Raw genomic sequence first — 19914 nt, forward strand, 5'->3', positions numbered from 1 at the left:
GTGGAGCCTTCATCACAGCAACCATCATCCGTCTTCGGCCCTTCGAAGAACGCACTCCAGCTTCTCCCGAAACTGCGCCGACAGGTTCAGCCCGATTTCCGAGCAGCCCCTAACCAGCGAAGCTCCTCCGAAGGCATCCGGGGCAACAGCCCCCATCAACTGGAAAAGCTTTTCGATGGGCCGGAAGTGCTCAACAAGCACGTCAAATTGATCCAGGCTATCCTGCCTTTCCTGTCCGCCCTCGCCCTCCACGACGTTCACAGGTCCTCCGGCAAGCACAACGTCAGGACTGGTTCACCATGATCGCCAGGACCAACATGGAGGATGCACCGAACCTTTTCGTGCCTCCCCGGCTTCATCAGAAACAGCACCTCAAATTCGACTCGATCCTGTTGAAGTCCCGTCCGCGCCGACACCGCAGCAAGGGTCATCAAATCGTGCAGGCGTCCCGCTAGCGACTGCCCCTCCCCTTCCAGCTCCGGTGGTGGTGCTACGTAGCGATTGAACAAGTTGTCGCCGATGACAAAAGGCAGCTTGAACCCGTATGATTTCGCCTCGGCGGTGACGTCGATCAAAACACCGTCCTCAATTGCCTGAGCGCGTGAGTAACTGAATATGATGGGCCAGGATTCGTCAGACATGGCAACTCCTTCGATTTTTCAGACTACGGGGGCTACTGGTCGCCTTCATGCAAAACCACTTAATGGATATGATGACTCCGTTGATCATCTCGCTGAGAAGCCCTCAACCAAGATACCACGCACAGTGTCAGAGCAATGAAGTTGATGCTTGGTCGATTTGACTTTATTACCATAATGACTCTGTTAAGCGTCGTTGCTGAACATGCGTCGACGAGGATCGCTCTAACGTCGGCAATCTGTACGCTGTCTAGGCTTACATAGTCCGTAGCCATCCTTCCCTCCTCTTATTGGAAGGTGTTAGGGGAGGAAGAAAGGGTAGCCTGGGGCAGGCGGGTTGGTCACGGGAGGAGTATGAAAACTGGAAGCGCAGGATCCTGCGCATGCGGTTTGATCCAGTGATCAAAACTTGGTTTGACCACGGGCGCGGGCACGGGCTATCTAAGGCAGGAATAATGTTGGCTATGTCTCGTCAATTTCAGTCGTAGCGTGCCCTTGGAGCTGTGGATGGATTACTCGGCGGACCAACTTATCGGATTCATGCAGCAGTCGGAGCCGGTTGACGACGCGACACGCATGAAAATTTTCGAGTTCCTATCCCAACGGTTCTCACTGATCCCCTTGAAGGGTGGATTTCCTGCTCAAGGACAATCTTCCCGAGAGTTCAAAGCTCCTGTCGAGAACAGCTGGAGCCAGTGGTGCCACCAAAGAAGACCATTCGCCACTTCCGACTTCTTCCAAGAGAGAGCGGGCATCGCCTGTGGCCCAGCCAGCGGCGTCCTTGTCCTGGACATCGACGACATGGACAAATTCCAGGAATGGCTTGCCACCCATAAACTGAACGAGCTTCCAGCGACGTTGACGATCAAGACTGGCGGCACCGGCGAGCGATACCACTACTACTTCCAGTATCCTCAAGATGGTAAAAGCTACGGGAATCGCTCCGTCAGAGGCGTATTCGACATCAGGGGCCAGGGAGGACAGGTCCTTTGCCCCGGCTCACTCCACCCTGAGACGCGGATGCCCTACGTCATATCCAATCTTGCTGAAGTTGCTGAAGCGCCCTCATGGCTTCTGAACTATACCCTCCACAAGTCCGTTCAGGCAGATAATGCCGCTCCTTCCCTGACGAATGAAGCGACCGAGGTTCCGATAATGACTCAGAGTTCAGCGACTCCCCAGCCCAGCGATCAGTTCGTTGCCAACCTCCCTGTTTCTGAAGAAATCAAGCAAATGATCCTGACGCCGTTCCCCAAGGGGCAAAGATCGGAACCTTCAATGGCTGTCCTTGTCGGGTTGTTAAGTGCGAACGTCGATGAAAAGACCATTCTCAGCATTTATGATTCGTACCCAATAGGCGAGAAAGCAAAAGAATCTGGTTACCAGTGGCTTGAACGAGAACTGGAGCAGGCAAAACAACATATTGCCTCGGCAAAAACCAATGCCCCTGTTCCTGGCAATCCTTTTGCTCCGTCTGGGAATCAAGCACCCAAGGTCAATTACTGCGTCTTCAATGCCATGGATGTAGTAAACAAGAACATCCAATTTGATTATTTCATCGACAACTTCTGGCCCAAAGGCGAGCCTTTGTTGATTACTGGTCCTGGTGGTTCTGGAAAATCAATCATGACACTTCAAATTGCCATGGATTTGATTTCTCCTCCTGCGCAAGGATTTCTGGGCACTTTCAATGTGAAGCCAGCGCCGCACAAGGTTCTTTTCGTCCAGTCAGAGAATACGTTCGTCGGGATGAAACAGCGATTTGTAGAGGTCAGGTCGCCAAAATCTGGCTATCAAATAGCCGACCAACTTCTCCAGGATGGGATATTCTTTCTTGGAGTGAACAACGACATTCGGTCAATTGGCGACATGATGAGCCAGTCGTTCTTGGATGCGATTCAGAGGGCTGTCGAAGCGCATCAGACGGACATCATCATCCTTGACCCGCTGATCAGCTTCCATGGACAAGATGAGAACTCAAATGACCAGATGCGCCGCTTGCTCGATCAGGTAGCGGTTTTCACTGAGAGCCTTGGAGCCTCACCACTCCTGATCCACCACCACGGGAAGTTCACCAGTGAGTCGGGACCTGGAGGCGGAAGAGGAGCCAGCGCCATCGGCGACTGGTCACCGAACACCTGGGAGCTGACATATAACAAGAACCAGAAGCGTTTTGCCCTGACCCATAAGAAAGCCAGGAACCTTGCCCTTCAGGGAAGCCTTGACCTTGAGCTTCACCACCTGAGGTTCCGTCCCTTGACGTCTTCATCATCAGCTTCAGGAGCAGGACAGATAGCTGTGCAGGCTCTTCATAAGCTTGGTGGAACTGTTAATTCAAAAGACAAGTTCAAGAAAGAGATTCAGGACTTGTACAGCGCCCAGAACCAAGGAAAGCAAATCGCTCCGAACACTGCTGGCAAGCGTATTGATGAAGCAGTCGCAGCGGGTTTGATCAAGGAGAATCCCATTAAAGGTAGCAAGAGCAAAGGATATTCATTCTAAACCAGCAAAGAGACGGACCCTTGGGGAATTTCCGTCAAAGGCAACATCGGCAATTGACGTCAAAAATTATTGTGCCTTAAATCCTCTAAAGATTTCATATGGTTACTTTGAGATTTCAAAGGCAAAGGCAAAATCGCTCTGACGGTGGTAACATATTGATTTTATTTTAAAAGCAAAGGCAAAATCGCTTATATATTTAGGGGTGGGTGCCTTTGCACCCCACCCCCTATCACAATAGTGACGACGACGCTGCCATGAAGACGACACTGGACAAAGCAGATACAAAAACGTCATCAAAAGAATTTTTCATAGAATATAATCCAAATAATGTTTGCTTAAAATTAAAATTATTTGACAGAGATTCATAGACAACGACGACAGTGGTCACAACAATTGACACTGCATCTGGGACATCACTCGTTCATGTAGTATATTCAACAGACGACGTCTCTTGTCTTGAAAAGTCAGAACTTCAAGCCGGTGGAGAGCGACATGGGATTCAAAGACAATATCAAGAAGCTGAAGGAAGTGGCAGGTGCAGCCAAAGACAAAGCTGTCAATTTCGTCTCTGAAGAAGTCATTGAATATGAATCTGGCCCGAACGGCAAACAGATAAAGACAAGAAAGGTGAAGCAATGGGTTAAAACAACAGGAGCTGTCGCAGCCACATTTGTTGCTGCTGTCGCTGTAAAGAAAGGATATGACGCACTCTCGTCTAGTTCAAATGGCAGTCAAAAACCAAAGCTGCCAGGGAATCTCTCGCCTCAGCAAGCTTATTATGAAGCCCACAAGAATAAGGTCAAGCCAGTTCCCGCTACGTCAAATAATCAGGGCAATAACGGCAGCCAGCCATCAAAAGCAAAAGAAGTTGCTTCCGCTGTAGGTGCATTGTTTGGCGGATTCGCAGCAGGAGTTGCGAGCTTTAATAATCAAGACATATCACTCGACAACCTCATACGATCTTCTTCAAACATTGAAAGCTTGCTTGAAGACAAAGGTGCCGTCGGGAAAGGTCTTCATGAGAAAGTGTCTAGCATTGAAAGCGAGCTACCTGAAAGCTCAGTTAAATCCATTAGATTCATAGCATCAATCAGGAATCAACTTGTTCACGAAGGGCCAGACACAGTCTCATTCGAAAAGAAGCGTGACTATCTGGAAGCATGTCAGAGAGTTGAACGCGATTTGAATTCAATAAATTAGCATTGCTGAGTGATAGGCGGTTCGACTAGATCAGGTCTATGGCGAAGACACGTGAAGCGAGGGTTCTGGCGGGTGCGGGGAACAGGGAGAGTCTGAGACCAGCTCCTGATTTCGGTGAAACCGGAAGCGCAGGATCCTGCGCATGGGGTTCGGGTTGAGACGAGCAGGAGGCGGGTCAAGGTTGCCCTCTTAATGGAGTGATATGCAGTCCTCGTGGATGCTCTTCCTGAAATATCTCGACAAGTTGGAAACCGAACGCGCTATGGGGCAAAGATTCTTGGTAAAAGCTATTCCTACATCATCGACGTGAGTGAGCCATGAGAGAAGATATCCGCTGGAAGCAGCGTTTCGACAACTACCTCCGGGCAATGCAAACCTTGGGTCGCGGAGTGGAATTGGCGGAGAAGCGTGATTTGTCTGAATTGGAGCAGCAAGGACTGGTGCAGGGGTTCGAGTTCACTCATGAACTAGCCTGGAACGTACTGAAGGACTATCTGGAAGATGCGGGAGTTTCAGGCATCATCGGTTCAAAAGGGGCCACGCGAGAAGCTTTCAAGAATGGTCTGCTTAAAGACGGCGAAGCGTGGATGGATATGATCAAAGCCCGCAACCTCAGCCCTCATACATACAATATCAAAACGGCTGAGGAGATCGTCGAGAATATTTTGACGCGCTTTTATCCCGCCTTTGAGCAGTTTGCCGAAACGTTCGCGATGATCGCCGAGAAAGGCGAAGATGAATAAATGTGTTACGGACTTAGTGAACAAACAGTTAACAAAATACGCGGTGTGTTTGCCTTGCATCCGTCCATTGAAAAGGCAGTGCTGTATGGTTCACGAGCCAAAGGCAATTACAAGCCCGGTTCGGACATTGATCTCACCCTTCATGGAGACGACCTCACTTTCAAGGAGCTTGGCGTTATCGCCGAGGAGTTGGACGATTTACTGCTCCCTTATCAGATAGACCTCTCTCTGTTCCGCCAGATTACCCATGAGTGGCTGAAAGAGCATATCGAGAGGGTAGGAGTGGTGTTTCACCAGAGGGAGCAGCAAGAGAAACAGTCGACGGGAAATCCCGGCGAGAACATAATTGATTAACACGTCAATTTGCGCAGGATCCTGCGCATGGGGTTCGGGTTGAGATGAGCAGGAGGCGGGGCAGGATTCCCAGGAGACAGAAGGCGGCAAATCCTTCGATGAGAACCACCAGCCCTTGTAAACCCGGCAGGGTCAGAGTATTTGTCAACGGTTTCAATTCATATAGATCACGACATAACAAGTCGAGATTGTGAACTCTTCAAGACAGCTTGGGAGGCCACGCGAAAAGACGGGCCAGCCCAGCCAAAGGCGATATGTTCGAGCAAACTTTCAAGAACATTGATGATGTACTCTGGAAGGAAGCCGGGTGTTCATCGGAGTTGGATTACACTGAGCAGTCCTCGTGGATGCTCTTCCTGAAATATCTTGATGACCTGGAAGCCGAACGCGCCATGGAAGCGGAGCTTCTTGGCAAGAGCTATTCCTTCATCATCGACGAACCGCACCGCTGGTCCAAATGGGCGGCACCCAAGAAAGCAGATGGCAGCTTCGACCACGATACTGCCCTGACCGGCGACGACCTCATCGCCTTCGTAAACTACGAGCTTTTCCCCTATCTCAGGGGCTTCAAGGAGCGGGCCACCTCCCCAGACACCATCGAGTACAAGATTGGTGAGATTTTCGGCGAGATAAAGAGCAAGTTCCAGAGCGGCTACTCCTTGCGGGATGCCCTGGAGCTTGTGGACCAGCTCCGCTTCCGGTCACAAAAGGAAAAGCACGAGCTGTCCCACCTGTACGAAGCCAAGATCAAGAACATGGGCAATGCCGGGAGAAACGGCGGCGAGTACTACACGCCACGACCTCTCATTCGGGCCATGGTCCGAGTCATCAAGCCCAAGATCGGCGAGACCATTTACGATGGTGCATGCGGGTCGGCTGGGTTCTTATGCGAAGCTTTCGATTACCTGCGCTATGGGCCAGAAGATAAGACGAGCGATAATGGCAACGGCTCGACCCTGACGGTGGACCAGCTTCGGACGCTCCAGACCTCCACCTTCTACGGGAAAGAGAAGAAGAGCCTCGCTTACGTCATCGCCATCATGAACATGATCCTGCACGGGATTGAAGCGCCCAACATCATCCACACCAATTCCCTGGCGGAAAACCTCGCCGACGTGCAGGAGAAGGACCGCTTCGACATCATCCTGGCCAACCCTCCTTTCGGCGGAAAGGAGCGCGGGGAAATTCAGCAGAACTTCCCGATCAAGACGGGGGAGACAGCCTTCCTCTTCCTTCAACACTTCATCAAGTATCTTAAGGCGGGCGGCAGGGCGGCAGTGGTCATCAAGAACACCTTTCTGTCCAACTCGGACAACGCCTCCCGAGCCTTGCGGCAGGAAATGCTCCAGAGCTGCAACCTGTTCACCATTCTAGACTGTCCCGGCGGCACGTTCCTCGGGGCAGGTGTGAAGACGGTAGTGCTCTTCTTCCAGAAGGGAGCACCAACACGGAAGACTTGGTATTATAAGCTCGATCCAGGCAGGAAGATGGGCAAGACCACCGCCCTGAGCGACAACGACTTGGCCGAGTTCGTGAATTTGCAAGCGACCTTTGCGGACTCCGAGAAGTCCTGGACCGTGGACGTTAAGGATGTGGACAGGACGACTTTCGACCTCTCAGTAAAGAACCCCAATGCCCCCGAGGAAGCTCCTTTGCGCGATCCGATGGAGATTCTGGATGAGATAGCTGCGCTGGATGCGGAGAGTGCGGAACTGCTTCAAGAGATTAGGGGGATGCTGTGAGTTACCCTGCAACTTGGCAAATTAAAACCTTAGGTGATCTTTGTGAAATTGCACGTGGGGGGTCTCCCCGTCCCATTCAGAAATATTTAACTGACGACGAAGATGGTATCAATTGGATAAAAATTTCAGATGCCACTGCTAGTTCTAAATATATTTTCGAAACAAAAGAAAAAATTAAACCAGAAGGATCAAAGCGCTCAAGAGTTGTTGTAGATGGTGATTTTATACTTTCCAACTCCATGAGCTTTGGCAGGCCATACATTATGAAAACCTCCGGGTGCATTCATGACGGATGGCTCGTTCTCAAGGACAAGACTGGTCTATTTGACCAAGACTATCTGTACTATTTTCTAGGTTCCCATGAGGCTTATTCGCAATTCGATAGACTTGCTGCAGGGTCAACTGTCCGAAATTTAAATATTGATCTTGTAAAAAGGGTAAATGTAACAATCCCTCCGATCCAAGAGCAAAAACGCATAGTTGCTATCCTGGACGAAGCCTTTGAGCGCATCGACACAGCCATCGCCAACACAGAGAATAATCTTGCGAATGCCAGGGAGTTGTTCGAAAGCCATTTGAGCAAAGCATTTGATGCAAAGGCGCATGGATGGCCCATCAAGAGATTTGAGGACATATGTGAAAATCTCGACAGTCGAAGGATCCCAATAACAAAGTCAAAAAGAGAGTCCGGTGAAATCCCTTATTACGGGGCTTCTGGTATTGTCGATTACGTGAAGGACTTTATTTTTAATGAAGATATTCTTCTTGTTTCAGAAGATGGCGCAAATCTTTTGGCAAGGACATACCCAATTGCGTTTTCAGTTTCTGGGAAATCCTGGGTCAATAACCATGCTCACGTTTTAAGATTCAAGAACAAGTCGACTCAAGCATTTGTTGAGCTTTATTTGAATTCCATCTCATTAGAGCCGTATGTAAATGGCATGGCACAGCCAAAGCTCAATCAAAAATCCATGAACTCAATTACTGTCCCGTTTCCTGACTTAGCCATTCAGCAGGAGATCGTGAACAAACTCACAGAAATTAAACAGTCGACGTCTGCCATTAAAGAAACAGGGAATAGAAAAGCAGTTTTGCTTGGCGAACTAAAACAATCCCTCCTCCAAAAAGCTTTCTCAGGCGAGCTCACCACCGACTTCAATCCGGAAGCTCTGGAGCACTGATGCCCCCCACCAAGCCCCATGACCTTAACGAAGCGGAAACCCGGGCTGAGTTGATTGACCCGGCGCTCAAGGCTGCGGGGTGGGGTGTTGTCGAGGGGAGTAGAGTCAGGCGGGAAAAGATCACCAACGGTCGGCTCATTGGGGGCGGTAAGCGCAGCAAGCAGGACATCGCCGATTACGTGCTGGTGTTCCGGGGGCAGAAACTCGCCGTTATCGAAGCCAAGAGGGTCGGGTTGCCTGACACGGAAGGGGTTGGACAAGCCAAGCGCTACGCGACCATGCTTCAAGCCCGGTTCGCTTTCTCCACCAATGGGAAAGGCATCTACCAGATAGACATGCATACCGGGTCTGAGAGCTATGTCAGCTCGTACCCCACCCCGGACCAACTCTGGCAATCCACATTCGCTCAGAAGAACACGTGGCGAGACCGATTCGCAGCCATCCCCTTCGAAGACAAAGGCGGGTCTTGGGAGGCACGCTACTACCAGCACAATGCCATCAACCAAGCCCTGGAATCCATCGCGGAAGGGAGGGATCGCATCCTCCTCACCCTTGCCACCGGAACGGGGAAAACATTCATCGCCTTCCAACTTGCCTGGAAGCTCTTTCAAAGTCGCTGGAACCTCAAGGACTGGAAGGCAGAGGGAGAGCCCAGCCGCAGACCGCGTATCCTGTTCTTGGCGGATCGGAATATCCTCGCTGACCAAGCATACAATGCTTTTTCCGCATTCCCAGAAGATGCCTTGGTTCGCATCTCCCCTGACGCGATCCGAAAGAAGGGGATGGTTCCCAAGAACGGCAGCATCTTCTTCACCATCTTTCAAACCTTCATGACAGGAACGGACGCTGCTGGGAATCCTGCCCCTAGCTTCGGTGATTACCCTCCTGACTTCTTTGATTTCATCATAATCGACGAATGCCATCGTGGTGGGGCCAATGACGAAAGCAACTGGCGTGAAATCATGACCTATTTCTCGCCAGCGGTGCAGCTCGGTCTTACGGCGACCCCCAAGCGAAAAGGGAACGTCGACACCTACGCCTACTTCGGTGAGCCCGTGTACGTGTACTCGCTCAAGGAGGGGATCAACGATGGCTTCCTGACCCCGTTCAAGGTCAGGCAAATCGCCACCACCCTGGACGAGTACGTGTATACTTCTGACGACAAGCTCATTGAAGGTGAAGTGGAGGAAGGCAAGCGGTACGTCGAAAATGAGTTCAACCGGGTCATCGTGATCGACGAGCGGGAACGTTATCGGGTCAAACTCTTCATGGAGATGATCGACCAGACGCAGAAGACCATAGTTTTCTGCGCAACCCAGGATCACGCCCTGACGGTTCGAGACTGCATCAATCAGATCAAGCAAAATAGCGACCCAAACTACTGCATCCGCGTGACCGCCAATGATGGTGCCGAAGGGGAACGTTGGTTGCGGGTTTTTCAGGACAACGAGAAGACCATCCCCACCATCCTGACTACCTCCCAAAAGCTTTCAACAGGGGTTGATGCGAGAAATGTCAGGAACATTGTCCTGATGCGTCCCATCAACTCAATCATCGAGTTCAAGCAGATCGTGGGTCGCGGTACACGCCTCTTCGAAGGCAAGGACTACTTCACCATCTACGACTTTGTGAAAGCATATGAGCACTTCAATGACCCGGAGTGGGACGGCGACCCCATTGAACCTGAACCGCGTTCTCCGGTGAAGCCACCCAAAGAATGCTCCGTTTGCGGGAAGCTCCCGTGCGAATGTGTCCGTGAGCCTGAGCCTTGCCCCGAGTGTGGTCGCATCCCTTGTATATGCGGCAGAAGGGTAAGGACGAAAATCAGGCTGGCGGATGGCAAGGAGCGGATGATCCAGCACATGACCGCTACAACCTTCTGGAGCCCAGACGGGAAGCCCATGTCCGCAGCGCAGTTCATCGAAAGCCTGTATGGGCAACTGCCGGAGCTTTTTAAGGACGAGGACGAGTTGAGGATCATCTGGAGCAAGCCCGACACCAGGAAGCGCTTGCTTCAGGGGCTTGAAGAAAAGGGATTCGGAGGAGAGCAGCTAGCCGAAGTGAGCAAGATGATAGACGCCGAGGACAGTGACCTCTTCGACGTCCTCGCGTACATCGCTTTCACCCTGGCCCCGATGAGTCGAGCTGAACGGGTGGAATCAAGGAAGGACCACATCTTTGCGAAGTATTCATCGAAAGAGCAACAATTCCTATCCTTTGTTCTTGATCACTATGTCGCCATAGGGGTGAGTGAACTTGACCAGGAAAAACTGCCTGCACTTCTCAACCTCAAGTATCATTCAGTCAGTGACGCGGTTGTTGAGTTAGGGAATGTGGCTGGAATTCGAGAAGTCTTTGTGGGTTTTCAAGAGAATTTGTATATTCCGTTAAAAAGTTAATCCTCGGCACCGATGCTTTATGGAGTCTTAAATGTCAAAGCTGACGAACGACCAGATAATCTTAAAACAGATTCTCAAGTCTAAGCTGGAGGAGTCCCAGGAGGGCTTAAGCGAGTCAGAATTTTTTGAGATATATTCTGCATCAGAAGTTCTTAAAGATTATGACTTGTCATACGATGACGTGCTTTATGGTGTCGTTGGAGATTCTCTCGACGGGGGAATAGACTCAGTCTACACTTTTCTCAATGGAGAAATGCTAAAGGAAGACACCGAGGTAAATGCTAAGTTAAAAAACTGCAAGCTCGATTTGGTTATCATACAATCGAAAACATCACCTGGATTCAATGAGTCTGTAATTGATAAATTCAGAAGTTCTGCTGAAGACCTTCTTGACCTAGGAAATGATCTAGATGATTTCTCTCAAAGATACAATGACGACATAAGGCAAATGGCGCTAATATTCCGCAAAGCATATCAAACACTTGCAGCAAGCTTCCCTCGCTTGAATATAGAATTTTATTATATAACTCATGGAGTAGAAGTTCATCCAAATGTATCCGGAAAGGTTGGCAAGCTAGGATCGGATATACAAAGGCTATTTAGTGGGTGTCATTTTGATTTTCATTTTATAGGAGCAAGAGAGTTAATCGAGATATCGAGAAGAACTCCATCCAAGGTGAGGTCTTTGGATTTTACTGAAAGTACTATTCAGACAGACAAAGGAAGCTACATCTGCTTAGTATCTTTGGGGAAATATTTCAACTTCATCTGTGACGGAGGATCGTTGGCACGAAGTGTATTTGAAGCTAACGTTCGCGACTATCAGGGCAGTGTAGTCGTAAACCAAGGAATTAGGGCAACATTATCAAATAAATTGTCTGAAGATTTTTGGTACTTAAACAATGGCGTCACAATCATCACGCCCAAAGCAAGTTCTGCAGGAAAAACAATCACAATCGAAGATCCTCAAATTGTAAATGGGCTACAGACATCTCACGAAATTTACAACTATTTTTCTGAAACTGGCACCGAGCCTGAGGACAACAGAAAAATACTTGTCAGAATCATATGTGAAAAAAACGAAGACGCTCGCGAGAGGATTATTAAAGCAACGAACAGCCAGACATCTATACCCCCTGCGTCACTAAGAAGTTCAGACGAAGTCCATAGAAATATCGAGGACTTCTTAAAGGCTCACAACCTCTATTATGACAGGAAGAAAAATTATTACAAAAATCAAGGCAAAACTATATCAAGTATCATTGGGATTCCCTACCTTGCACAGGCAATGATGGCAATTATATTGAAAAAGCCAGACTCAGCACGAGCAAGGCCATCAACGCTAATAAACTCAAATGTTGAGTATGAAAAAATATTTTCACAAAGCGTTCCGATTGACACCTACCTCAAAGTAATAAAACTAATGAAGTCTGTTGAGCTTTTTTTGAAGCCACAGTCTTGCCCAATCGAATTGCAACGAAAAGATATAACAAATATAAAGTATTACGTTGCCATGGTCGCTGCGATTAAAATCGTCAATGGTAGCCATGATATTGCAAAGGGGCTGAGTGCTATTCCTAATCTTATAATAGGCGATACGTTGATATCAGAATCATTTTACGTTGCTTACAATAAATATATAGAGCTCGGGGGCAATGACCAAGTGGCAAAGGGACCAACCCTCGTTGCATCACTGCTTGCAAGTTTGAAAAATGCGAACTAATCGCGCTTGGCAGCCTCTTGCGCATACAGCCCATTTAACCATTGCGCCTAATCTCAATCAATTTTTAAAATTTTCTGCTAAAGACAAAATCCACAGAAGCCCCTGTTAATTTACATCCAACAGGTTGTTCAACTATGCCTGATCTTGCCAATATTAGTCAAATAGTTGCCGCAGGCGTCGGAGCTGCTGCGGCTCTAGTTGTTGCACTCCTCACTATGACCGGCTTATTTATTAATGCTCGCTTTTCAAGAAAGTCTGAACTCAGGCTCGCGTATCGCAAGACAATGGAAGAAAAGTACAGCAAGATTGGAAGCTCAATCTACCAAATTGTCGCCCTGTCTAGTATCGTCATTAAAAAATACAAAGCAAATCAAGATGTCAACGAGCAAATCAATAAGTTGGGAACCATTAAGGAGGAGCTAGAGAAATGTAGACTCGAGACCAGATATTCTCTTTGGGGGCTTGATCCTGCGCTAAACCTAATTAAGAAACTACCGTCGTACGTTTTGAGATGTAAAACAAGAACGGACCTTGGCCTTGAAACGATAACATCAGCAACCAGCCTAAGGGAGGCACTGGACAACGCAATTATGTATTCATATTTGCATGGAGTTGCTCCGTCAAAGAATGCCGTTCAAAAGGTAAACAGGTGCTGTGCCAAGCTCAGAGAGAACTACAGCCTTGTCGACACTAAGGAATAGTCATTCTATCTGAAATATTAGTATTTTGGGGCAATGAATGCCAGGTCTTTTGCGCAGGATCCTGCGCATGCGGTTCAGCTGGATCATTGAGCCAAAACCAAATGGTTTGCCTTCATCGAGAAATCAGAACCATTTGGGATTCGTTCGTCGGCGAGGATCAATCTATTATTGTCAATAATTTCATCGCATAAGCGACGTCTTTGATTTTTCGTGTCCATACTCGGCCACTCCTCCCCTGTGAAAAGTCCACACGCGGTCCACACCCTGGGCCGACTACAGCCCCTCTCTTGCTCGTGGCGCACATTCAAAAATCAAAGTATTTGAAGGTGTTTGAGTAAGTGTTTGAGTCGGCTCGGCCACTCTCACGCCGTTAACACCGGTTCAAATCCGGTTGGGGACGCCAAGAAAATTAAGGACTTAGGGAAAACCCTAAGTCCTTTTTTCGTTCTGGACACATCCCGGACACATTTTTTAGAATCGCGCAGGTGTCCTAGGGGCTGGGGCGAGTAAAAGACCAAAAGTTTGGGAGGTCGCAGTTTCAAGCAATGGGAAGCCCCCCGTTCGACCCGGGGTACGTTGAGGAAGTGGTTGATCGCTCATATGATCGTCGTATCGGTGCTTGCTGTGAACATCAAAGTCGATTTCGATCTGAACTTGAATATCACTTCAAACATTATCAAGGAGAAAAATATGAAGCATTCAATCATTAAAAAAACTAAGAGTGGTACAACTTCCCTTCCTTGAAGCTGCGACATTCTAACAATTGTGTAGCGCGACATTTAGTTTTGCATTTCGCGACATTTAGTTTTGACGCCGCCGGCAGGGGGGCCGGCGGCGTTGGCATTTGGCTTGCTACGCGCGTGCGCGAGACCCCATGTTTTTCGTCCGAAATAAATTAACCATTGGTTAATTTATGTTGACTCTTCCCCGCACCAGAGCGAAGGTCTTTTCAACGCAACGCGGGAAGGAGAAAACGAGATGGAACGGCGCTTTGGGGTTGAAATTGAGATCGCGGGAATTGCGCAGGAACGGGTCGAACGGGTGCTCACCCTGGTGGGGATAACCGTAACCCGCGAAGCCTACAACCACACGGCGCGCTCCCATTGGAAGATCGTGTCCGATTCTTCGGTCCGCGACGGTTTCGAGGTGGTCAGCCCGGTTTTGGAGGGAGAGGCGGGTATTGAAGAGCTTCGGACGGTCATAACCGCCCTGGACGACGCCGGGGCCACCATCAACAAGACCTGCGGCCTACACATCCACTTCGACGCCAGCGGGTTCACCTCCGACCACCTCAAGAACCTCGTTCTGCGTTACGCCATGTTCGAGGCTGAGATAGACGCCTTCATGCCCCCCAGCCGTCGGGGAGCCTCCAACCATTATTGCAATACGCTTGCAGACCTGGTCGCCTCCCCTTCCTTCCGCCAGGCCACCACGATTTCCGGGTTGGTCGCCGCCCAAGGCTCCCGGTACTACAAGGTGAACTTGCAGAGCTACCAGCGCCACGGCACGGTGGAATTTCGCCAGCACAGCGGCACGGTGAACGCCCCCAAGGCCATCAATTGGGTCCGGTTCTTGGACGCCTTTGTGGAAGCCTCGGCCTCGGAACTCCTTGAGGCAATCCAGCCCGCTCGCCTGACCGGATCGCAACGCCTGCTTTGGGAATTGATTCAGGCCGGATCTACGGTCGCCGAGATCCAGGCCGCCACGGGTTGGCAACCTCACACCCTGCGGGCCGCCGTTACCCGGTTGCGCCAGGCCGGGGTTCGGATCGAGCTTACCCGGCAAGGAACCGAGAAGCGCTACCGCGCAATCCCCACGGCCGGCGCTGCCGACGACCACGTTTACCGGGGAGTTGACCCGGCCGTTGAACGCTTTTACCGCAACCGGGCGGCCGTTCTGGCCGCCTAGGAGGACCCGATGCAGTTTGTGACCCTGGACGGCAAGCGGTTTCGGGCCGGTTCCCTGGAGGAGCTTGCCCACCAGCTCTGGCAATCCTCGTTTTTACCTGAACCCACGCTGGACGCCTGGATGACAGCCAGCGCCCAGAGAGCGCTCACCTACAACGGGGCCATCGTCCGGACGGATGATGTGGCCGGGCATGTGCGCGATCTTATTGCCGGCGGTTACGTGGCCCTGGCTTTCGCTGACGACTTGCGCAGCCTCGGCCTGCGCCATGTGGACCTCTGCCGGATTGTGACACACCTGACCGGGGCGAAGGTTTCCCCGGTGTCCGTTACACGTTGGGCCACCGGCGTGCGACCGGCCCCGGCCCTGCTTGAGACCGTGGTGGAGTTGCTCAAGCGCCTGCCCCCTGACGGGGTGCAGGCGCTCCGCGACGCCGCGCGTGAGGCCGGCTAGTAGTTGCTGATCAGCACCTCCCGCACGGTTTTGGCCTCGGTCCTGGCGCAACTATATTTCGTGGCCAGGGTGCCGATCGAAAACGCGCCGAACGTTTCGCGCACTCCGGGCGTGTCATTGAGCGACAGAAGGAACTTCCCCTGCAGGCCGGCAAGTTGCTGCGCCAGGCGCGCAAAATCGTCCCGGCCAAACAACCCCTTGCCATAGTAGTTCTCGACGCCCCAATAGGGAGGATCAAGGTAGAAAAGTGTCTCAGGCCGGTCGTGGCGCGCGATGAACTCGCCGTAGGGCAGGTTCTCGATGCGAACGTGCGTCAGACGGACATGCACGTCCGACAGCTCCTCCTCCAGGCGCAGCAGATTGATGCGCGGCCCCTGAGTCGGTCCGCCGCCAAACGTCCGGCCATACACCTTCCCTCCGAATCCCAGCCGCTGCACATAGTAGAACCGGGCCGCGCGCTGGATGTCAGTGAGGCCGCCGACCTTGAGCTGTTCGGTCCAGTCGTCCCACCAGCCCCGGCTGACCAGGCACCAGCGGAACTGGCGCACGAACTCTTCCAGGTGGTTCTGCAACACCTGGAACAGAGAGACCAGGTCGCGGTTTGCGTCGTTGATGATTTCCACTTTCGAGGGCTCTTTGCGGAACAGCACATGAGCGCCGCCAGCAAAAGCCTCGCAATATGTCACATGCTCTGGGAACCGGGCGACGATCTGTTTCGCCAGGCGAAACTTGCCGCCGATCCAACATAATGGTCCTTTCAACTCAAAACCCTTTCTTTACATGGCTTGCCGCAGCCTGCTACCTCGTTTACCGCCCGCGCGCGATTGGGCGGGAGGAGCGGCTACGGCCGTGGTCCGGCGTTTGCCCGCCGGGTCGGTGGGGTGTTGGTAGCACCCCGCCTCCTCCACTTCCTTTCCATCCCATCCTAAAGGCCGCCGGGGCGGCCGTTGTCAAAGAAGCTCGGTAAACGCCGGTCAGTCGGCGTTTACTACTCCCAAAACCGCGAGGGCCTTGGCGAAATCGTCGCTTTCGGTGATGCGCAGGGCCTGAGCCTCCAACAGGGCCAGGCTGTCCGAGTCCGTGGCGTCCATGGCCATGGGGCGGGGCAAAATGGCTTGCAGCCGGTGATAGCGGTCGGCCAGGACGGTGCGGCACTGGTAGTCCACGATGTCCGTGGGACCGGCCATGAGCAGATCGAGTACCGGCCGGGCCGCGCGGATCAGGCCCCAGCTCTTGGCCTCGCTGGGCGCGACGCCGCAGGGCTGCGCCCCCGTGCCCAGCGAGAGCAGGGCCACGTCGGCGTGCGGAGCGAGTTTGTAGGCCTCGATCAGGGCCACCATGGCTGGGTTGTTGGCGCAAACCCCGCCGTCGACCAGGGTGCGCATGACGCCATCCGCCGATTTGACGACCGCCGGCTCGAAATAGGTGGGGGCGGCGCTGGTGGCCCGGCAGACAGAGCGCAGCAGGTAGTCCCGGCCCTTGTCGGTCTGGGCCTTGGTCGACTTGAACAGGACGGCTGCCCCCATCCCGAGGTCCCAGCTGGTGACGAGCGTGGGGATTGTGCAGTCACGCAGGCGCTTGTCGCCAAAGATGCCCTGGAGGCAGTCCTCCAGGGCATCGGCCGGGTATTGCTCGTCCACCAGACCGCCCAGGGAGGCAATACGGTGCGCCAGGGGCCGCGCGAAGATGGAGCGGGCGTGGTAGAGATAGAGGCTGGCCACCGTGGCCATGGGGATGCCCGCGCCCACAGCGGCCGCGATGATGCCACCTGTGCTTGTTCCGGCGACCAGGTCGACTAGCTGGTGCATGGGTTTGCCGGCCAGTCGCTCGATACAGGCCAGGACAAGGGCTGGGATGAGGCCCCTGATGCCTCCGCCGTCTATGGAGAGGATGCGCACGCTCAGGCCTCCGGCCAGCCTGTCGAAATGTCATATGCCAATACCTCTTCGGACGAGGCCAGGGCGTCCAGGGCCGAGCAGTGGATCTTTTCGGCGTCGAAACAGGCCTGGACGAAATCGCCGACGGCGACTCCCAGGGCCTGGACGGCGACCAGATCCAGGACGATCCATGTCGTTCCGCCCTTGGCCCGCCAGTTGACGGTCGCGCCCGCAGGCTTCTTTGCCAGATAGCTTTCGGCCCCCTGGAGGGTGGCCCGATCGTCGTCATCCGTACCGATGAGCGCCCCCTGGTACAGGACTCCTCCGTCCACTTTCTGCCGACGCAGGGCAGCCACATCTTCCTTGCGCGTCGAACGCGCGTCAGGAAGGCTCAGCGGCTCCGGCACCACGTACGCCACCTCCTCGGCCACGCCCCCAGCCGCCAGCCAGGCCAGATAGGTAGGGTGAGCCGCAGCCACGATGCGCGTCAGGCCGTCCGCGCGGACCTCCTGCACGAGGTACGTCCCGTCCATCTGTATTAGATGCTGATATGTACGATCCATAGCTCCCCCCTCTAGTACGCCCGTTGTGGCGGCGTGAAATCGTGCGTCCAGCGGGCGATGCCCTTGGAGATGCGCAGGTTAGCGATTTGGCCCGGAAAATAATACGAGCTAACAGTCCAGTAGCCTATGTGATACACGGCAGAATCAGACACTGAAAACGGCTCACTCCCGGCGAGTGTATCGGCGCTGAACGTAATGGCCACCCCATCTTTATATATACGCATCGCGCCGTCAGATCGCACCCATGCCAGATGCGACCACGTATTCGCTGCCAGAGCGGCGCAAGATCCTTGTGCATAATACTGCGACCCGCCGACTTCATGCTGACATCTAAGAAAATTCCCTCCAAGGATCATGAAGTCAACCCGATTGCTGTTATCAAGGTATTGCTGTAATATTGAATAGTTGTTTGGCAGAGAGTTGTACGGACATACCCATGCGTCAAGGGTAAAGTCGCCAGATCCGAAGTTGAAGTCGTCGGAATACGGAATTGCCAGCTTCGCGCTGCTTCCGTTGAAATACAGCGACTTGGCTACACCGGCCGGCTTGTCCGTTCCGGTGGCGTCCATCACGGTGACGCCGTTGTTGGTCAGGGTCCGGCCCGACAGGGACGCGTCTGCCACGGCGTCGCCGGTCAGGAGCAACTTGGTGTAGGGATCGCGCCCGCGTTGACTGGGAGGCGAAACGATCACACCCATAATCTACTCCAACACCAGGTTGACGATTACGGTGAGGTCGCGCGCGTCGTCGTTGGTCCCGGCCGCGTCGATAACCACTTCGAGCGGCTGACCAAATCCAATCGCCGCGTTGGCCGCGGAGATGTCCGTGGTGGTGGCTGTCCAGGCCGCATCGCTCACGGCCAGGCCGGCACCCGCGTTGGCCGTCCCGACCAGCGCGCCGTTGCACGAGACGTTGACGTGGGGCTGGTCTGCGCCGGAATCGTCCACCAGCGGGCGCACCCGGAAGCCCACGCAATGCGCCGCGCCGCGCGTCCAGACGTACCGGAGCAAAAGCATATCCTGGATGGCCTGGGTGGTGGCCACGGCCGCGAAGCGTCCGGCAAAGGCGACAGTTTCCTGTACCAGGCGGGCCATGTCGCCGGAGTGCATCTCGCGCCCCGAATCGGCTCCGATAGTGGACGTGTAGGGCGCTCCGGCGATGGTTACCACGCCCGCGTTGTAGGCCGTGACCAGGGCGTAGACCCAGGACGTGGTGTCGTTTTGCCGAAACCGGATCGGGCGCCCGGGCGCGAAAATCGCCTGGTTCGCGGCGATGTCCGCCACCGCGAACGTGGCGTCGTTCGTGCGCGTGGGAAGGGCCTCGAAGGTCGTCCAGGCTCCGGCGTTGGTCACGCCGGACGAACCCCCTCCACTCAACAGCATGAATGAGTCCGTGGCGACCATATATCCGACGAGCACGAGCTGGCCGGAGACAATAGCTCCGGCTGCGAGAGCGGCCCCGGACGAGTCCGTAATATATTTGGCCCCGAGAGCATTGACATTGAGCGTGCTCGCTCCGGTATTGGCGTGGGCCGCACGAAACATGTAAAGTCTAGCAGGATCAAGGGAGCCTAGCGTCGGGGTTGGAGTCATGACGTAGGCGTTGGCAGCGCCGGAGTCGGCGGCATGAATGATTGACGTAGCCCCGGCGACGCGGCCTTTTTTGGTCCATACCCCGGCCGACCGATAATAGATGTCGCCGAACGTGTCCGGGGCCGTGTCCCAGTAGAAGTTTCCGTCCTGGCCCGCGTCGGCGTCCGGCGGGCCGGAGCCCTCAATGATGAGGTTGGAGAGCGAGCCGAGTTGCAACGAGAAGGCGTCCATGCCGGACGCCGTGGCGTTGATCTCGTCAGCCAGGGTATCGAAATTCGTCAGCGCGGCGGCCATGGCAGTCTCGAAGTTGTCGCTGCCTCTGCTGGGAGCATCTACACGCG

The 19914-nt window shown here is 53.2% G+C and carries 18 protein-coding genes; 11 read left to right on the plus strand and 7 right to left on the minus strand.

Annotated elements, in window-relative coordinates; translation table 11 throughout:
• Positions 1-24 precede the first annotated feature (24 nt).
• Together ACYQ01_RS19210 and ACYQ01_RS19215 are read right to left on the minus strand one after the other, a co-directional pair.
• The gene (locus tag ACYQ01_RS19210; RefSeq protein ID WP_459935429.1) at positions 25-261 is read right to left on the minus strand and encodes a hypothetical protein; all 237 of its coding nucleotides are present in this window, start codon (positions 259-261) and stop codon (positions 25-27) included.
• Entirely contained in the window at positions 258-641 is a 384-nt protein-coding gene (locus ACYQ01_RS19215) for a DUF6573 family protein (protein ID WP_459935430.1), read from the minus strand. The genes ACYQ01_RS19210 and ACYQ01_RS19215 overlap by 4 nt, the downstream gene beginning before the upstream one ends.
• A 504-nt stretch (positions 642-1145) precedes the next feature.
• Here ACYQ01_RS19215 and ACYQ01_RS19220 point away from each other — a divergent pair.
• The 11 genes from ACYQ01_RS19220 to ACYQ01_RS19270 all read left to right on the plus strand — a co-directional run bounded on the left by ACYQ01_RS19220 (position 1146) and on the right by ACYQ01_RS19270 (position 15541).
• On the plus strand, positions 1146-3140 hold the full coding sequence (locus ACYQ01_RS19220; protein WP_459935431.1) for an AAA family ATPase: 1995 nt from the start codon (positions 1146-1148) through the stop codon (positions 3138-3140).
• Between the two features lie 492 nt (positions 3141-3632).
• Positions 3633-4340 (plus strand): hypothetical protein, encoded by a 708-nt coding sequence (locus ACYQ01_RS19225; protein WP_459935432.1) that lies wholly within the window; start codon positions 3633-3635, stop codon positions 4338-4340.
• Between the two features lie 317 nt (positions 4341-4657).
• A complete protein-coding gene (locus ACYQ01_RS19230) occupies positions 4658-5083 on the plus strand; it encodes a nucleotidyltransferase substrate binding protein (protein ID WP_459935433.1) in 426 nt (141 codons plus the stop codon).
• A complete protein-coding gene (locus ACYQ01_RS19235) occupies positions 5084-5437 on the plus strand; it encodes a nucleotidyltransferase domain-containing protein (protein ID WP_459935434.1) in 354 nt (117 codons plus the stop codon).
• 254 nt (positions 5438-5691) lie between these two features.
• Positions 5692-7179, plus strand: coding sequence for a class I SAM-dependent DNA methyltransferase (locus tag ACYQ01_RS19240; protein ID WP_459935435.1), 1488 nt, complete (start codon positions 5692-5694; stop codon positions 7177-7179).
• Positions 7176-8360, plus strand: a complete 1185-nt coding sequence (locus ACYQ01_RS19245; RefSeq protein ID WP_459935436.1) for a restriction endonuclease subunit S — start codon at positions 7176-7178, stop codon at positions 8358-8360. The genes ACYQ01_RS19240 and ACYQ01_RS19245 overlap by 4 nt, the downstream gene beginning before the upstream one ends.
• Entirely contained in the window at positions 8360-10759 is a 2400-nt protein-coding gene (hsdR, locus tag ACYQ01_RS19250) for an EcoAI/FtnUII family type I restriction enzme subunit R (RefSeq protein WP_459935437.1), read from the plus strand. Before ACYQ01_RS19245 ends, hsdR begins: the two co-directional genes overlap by 1 nt.
• Before the next feature lie 31 nt (positions 10760-10790).
• Complete coding sequence (locus ACYQ01_RS19255; protein WP_459935438.1) at positions 10791-12482, plus strand: AIPR family protein; 1692 nt, start codon at positions 10791-10793, stop codon at positions 12480-12482.
• A 134-nt stretch (positions 12483-12616) separates the two neighbouring features.
• Positions 12617-13183, plus strand: a complete 567-nt coding sequence (locus ACYQ01_RS19260) for a hypothetical protein (RefSeq protein WP_459935439.1) — start codon at positions 12617-12619, stop codon at positions 13181-13183.
• Between the two features lie 978 nt (positions 13184-14161).
• On the plus strand, positions 14162-15091 hold the full coding sequence (locus ACYQ01_RS19265; protein ID WP_459931804.1) for an amidoligase family protein: 930 nt from the start codon (positions 14162-14164) through the stop codon (positions 15089-15091).
• Positions 15092-15100: 9 nt separating this feature from the next.
• A complete protein-coding gene (locus ACYQ01_RS19270; protein ID WP_459931803.1) occupies positions 15101-15541 on the plus strand; it encodes a hypothetical protein in 441 nt (146 codons plus the stop codon).
• Here the strand turns inward: ACYQ01_RS19270 and ACYQ01_RS19275 are convergent.
• From ACYQ01_RS19275 to ACYQ01_RS19295, 5 genes are all read right to left on the minus strand, one after another.
• Complete coding sequence (locus ACYQ01_RS19275) at positions 15538-16302, minus strand: DNA adenine methylase (protein WP_459931802.1); 765 nt, start codon at positions 16300-16302, stop codon at positions 15538-15540. The two genes, ACYQ01_RS19270 and ACYQ01_RS19275, sit on opposite strands and share 4 nt — an antisense overlap.
• Positions 16303-16515: 213 nt before the next feature.
• Entirely contained in the window at positions 16516-17439 is a 924-nt protein-coding gene (locus ACYQ01_RS19280) for a patatin-like phospholipase family protein (RefSeq protein ID WP_459931801.1), read from the minus strand.
• 2 nt (positions 17440-17441) lie between these two features.
• Positions 17442-17981 (minus strand): DUF4376 domain-containing protein, encoded by a 540-nt coding sequence (locus tag ACYQ01_RS19285; protein WP_459931800.1) that lies wholly within the window; start codon positions 17979-17981, stop codon positions 17442-17444.
• An 11-nt stretch (positions 17982-17992) separates the two neighbouring features.
• Entirely contained in the window at positions 17993-18679 is a 687-nt protein-coding gene (locus ACYQ01_RS19290; protein ID WP_459931799.1) for a LamG domain-containing protein, read from the minus strand.
• Positions 18680-18682: 3 nt separating this feature from the next.
• On the minus strand, positions 18683-19867 hold the full coding sequence (locus ACYQ01_RS19295) for a hypothetical protein (protein ID WP_459931798.1): 1185 nt from the start codon (positions 19865-19867) through the stop codon (positions 18683-18685).
• Positions 19868-19914: the final 47 nt, after the last annotated feature.

The organism is Fundidesulfovibrio butyratiphilus (assembly GCF_054657235.1).